At 69.9% G+C, this 3,280-nt stretch carries 4 protein-coding genes; all 4 read right to left on the reverse strand.

The window, feature by feature from the left end; genetic code table 11:
• Positions 1 to 201: 201 nt before the first annotated feature.
• Positions 202 to 723 carry a demethoxyubiquinone hydroxylase family protein gene (locus tag AX692_RS11430; protein ID WP_073973176.1) on the reverse strand — a complete coding sequence of 174 codons (522 nt, stop codon included), beginning with the start codon at positions 721 to 723 and terminating at the stop codon, positions 202 to 204.
• Positions 724 to 751: 28 nt separating this feature from the next.
• Positions 752 to 1,204 (reverse strand): disulfide bond formation protein B, encoded by a 453-nt coding sequence (locus tag AX692_RS11435; RefSeq protein ID WP_073973167.1) that lies wholly within the window; start codon positions 1,202 to 1,204, stop codon positions 752 to 754.
• 11 nt (positions 1,205 to 1,215) lie between these two features.
• A complete protein-coding gene (locus AX692_RS11440; protein ID WP_073973168.1) occupies positions 1,216 to 2,580 on the reverse strand; it encodes a S41 family peptidase in 1,365 nt (454 codons plus the stop codon).
• A gap of 131 nt (positions 2,581 to 2,711) precedes the next feature.
• A partial coding sequence (locus AX692_RS11445) for a murein hydrolase activator EnvC family protein (protein WP_155646312.1) occupies positions 2,712 to 3,280 on the reverse strand: 569 nt, incomplete at its 5' end.

A 3,280-nucleotide genomic window follows, 5' to 3' on the forward strand; every position in this document is an offset into this window, starting at 1 on the left:
ACCGAGAGCGCACGCGCGCGAGCCGCAGGTGCTCGATCCCGCAGGGATCGAAACAGCACCGAGGACTCAGCCGAGGACGCGGCTGCGCAAACAAACATCATCGGTCGCGCAGCGACCGCAAGGCCGAACGGCCGCCCGCAGGTGCCCGGAGCGAAGCGAAGGAACAGCACCGAGGACGAGGGCGCGGAGGCGCCCTCGCAATCAAAGCCGCTCGCTCACCTTGATCGCGATCCTGCATCCGAGCCGGATCGCGCCCGCCAGCAGCGGGTAGGCAGGCGCGCGCTCGGCGCCGTTGGCGAGTGCGGCGTCGCGGTGTTCGCGCTCCTCCTCGCGGAACTCGGCGATCATCGCGGCAAGCTCGGGATCGGCGCCCGAGGCTTCGAGCGCGTCGAGCTGGTCGGAATAGTGCTTGTCGATCTCGGTCTCGACCGCCGCGGTGCAGGCCATTGCCGCCTCGGGCCCGAGCAATGCGGTGCCCGCGCCCAGCGCATAGCCCGCCGCGGACCAGAACGGATGGAGCGCGGTCGGGCGCACGCCGCGCTTCGCCAGCAGCGCGTCGAACTTCCTGCGGTGCTCGGCCTCCTGCGCGGCCATGTGGCGGATCTCGGCCGAATGCGGCCCGCGGTCGCCCATCACGGCGAGCTGGCCTTCGTAGATCCGGGTCGCGCCGAATTCCCCGGCCTGGTCGACGCGGATCATGCGGTGGAGGTCTTTGCGGTCCATGCTCGGCTCCTTGCTGTTGGCGGACACCCTACCTGCGATACGCAGCCAGCGCCACCACGGCTGCACCGCCGAGGCCGGAGATCAGGAAATTGAAGCCCGCCAGGCTCACGCCCCACAGCGTCCATTGCGGCACATCGCAGGGCACGACCTGACTGCCGAAGTCGAAGGCCGATCCGGTCGGCGCGCGGGCGGTGCAATCGGTGATGCCCTCCCACCAGCCATATTCGACGCCCGCGTGAAACAGCCCGATCGCGCCCGAGACAAGGATCGCCAGCCCCGCCAGCAGCACCAGCGGGCGTGCCGCGGGCTTCACCGCGAAACCCGCGAGGCCGAGCGCCACCGCCACGAAGTGCGGATAGCGCTGCCACCAGCACATTTCGCACGGGAACAGGCCGAAGCCGTATTGCGAGACATAGGCCCCGCCGAGCAGCGCAGCCGGAACCAGCACGGCCAGCGCGCGGGCTTTCGCCAGATTGTCCATGGCTCAGGCCCTTACGGCTTGGCGGCGCGCTGGGTGCCGGGGCGAAGCGCCACGGTGCTCTTCGTCGTGCGGCGCAGAGTGTCGGCGGCGTAGTTCAGCTGGAAGTCCTTGATCCCCTGCGACTCGAGCTGCGCGGCGGTGAGCTGGAAGCGCGGATCGGCGATCTTGTCGCCCTCCAGCTCCTCGTCCTTGAGGCCGAGCTCGTTGATGAGGTGGCCGCGCAGATCGCTCTCGCGGGTCTGGTACTTCTGGCGCAGCGCGAAATCGGGGTCGGAGATCTGCGGCACGGCGATGTCGGGCTTGATCCCGCCCTCCTGCACCGAGCGGCCCGCGGGGGTGTAGTAGCGCGCGGTGGTGAGCTTCAATGCGGCGTCCTTGCCGAGCGGCAGCAGCGACTGGACCGAGCCCTTGCCGAAGCTGCGCTCGCCCATCACCAGCGCGCGGCGGTGATCCTGCAAGGCGCCTGCGACGATCTCGGAGGCCGAAGCCGAGCCCGCGTTGATCAGCACGATCATCGGCACGCCCTCGGCCATGTCGCCGCGGTAAACGGTCTCGGCATCGTAGAGCATCGTCTCGCCCCGCGCGCGGCCGCGCTGGCTGACGATCCGCCCGTCGGTGAGGAACAGGTCGCTGAGCGCGACCGATTCGTCGAGGCTCCCGCCCGGGTTGTTCCTGAGGTCGAGCACCAGCCCGGCGATGCGCCCGCCCGCGGCCTTCTTCCTGAGCGACTGCCACTCGGCGAAGACATCCGCGCCGACATTGGCCGAGAATTCGTTGACGCTGATGACCGCGATATTGCCCGACAGGAGCTCGGAGGTGACCGGCTCCAGCTCGATCACCCCGCGGGTGACGTCGACCTCGAGCGGCTCGTCGCGGCCCTGGCGGAAGATCGTCAGGCGGATCGAGGTGCCCTTCGGCCCGCGCATCTGCGCGACCGCATCGTCGAGCTTGGTGTCGACGATCAGCTTGCCGTTGAGGTGCGTGATGAAGTCGCCGGCCTTGATCCCGGCGGCTTCGGCAGGGCTGCCGCGGAACGGCGAGACGACCTTGACCGCCCCGTCCTGCATCACCACCGACAGGCCGAGGCCCGAATATTGCCCGTCGATCATCGTCTCCAATCGCTGGAGATCGCCGCCGTCGAGATAGGCCGAATGCGGATCGAGCGCGGCGAGCATGCCGTCGATCGCGCCGCGGATCAGCACGTCATCCTCGACCGGCTCGACATAGCTCGCCTTGACCCGTTGGAAGACCGCGAAGAGCTTGGCGAATTCGGGGGCGGCGCGGCCATCGACCTGCGCCATGGTGGCGGTGGTGGCGGGGATCAGCGCGACCGAGGTGACCAGCGCGGCGCTGCGCAGGAAGGCGGCGATTCTCATGGGCGGGGCAGGCTCCTTTGTCACACGAATGTATAGGTTTGCCGAGATGAACGCCAGATAACACGTGGCATCGGGAAGGTCTGTGCCAGCAAGGGGCAATGTGCGGCGGGTTTCTTTGCGCCGCGGCGTTATTATCGCAAGAATTGCAAGGGGTTGACGGGTGTGCCGTCGCGCCGCAATTCGATTGTCACGGGGCTTGCGCCGCCCGTGGCGCGGCCCAGAGGCGATCCGCCGATGACCATATCGCCGACCGCGACGTCGATGCGCTCGAGGCCGGTGACGAGGCTGGTCCAGCCACCGGCGTGCTCGATGATGACGATTCGCCCGAAGCCGCGATAGGGCCCGGCGAAGGCGACGCGCCCGCGCGCGGGGGCGATGACCTGCGCTTGCGGGACGGGCGCGAGGGTGAGGCCGGTCGAGGCGAGCCCGCTCGCGCGCTTCGCGCCGAAGCCCACCAGCGTGCGGCCCTGCACGGGCAGCTGGAAATCGGCAGGCGGCGGGGCGGCGGCGCTCGGCGCGGGCGCGGGTTCGGGGGCGAGCGCGGCGGAGAGGTCAGCGGGACGCAGGACGGGGCCGGGAAGCGCGGCCAGCTCGTTCCTGAGCGCCGCGACCTCGCCCAGCTTGCCCACGAGCCCGTCGAGATCGCGCGCTTCCTCGGCCAGCGCCAGCGCCGAGCGCCGCCGCCCCGCCGCCTGCCGAT

Origin of the sequence: Erythrobacter donghaensis, assembly GCF_001557325.1 — a bacterium.
Lineage (GTDB): Bacteria > Pseudomonadota > Alphaproteobacteria > Sphingomonadales > Sphingomonadaceae > Erythrobacter > Erythrobacter donghaensis_B.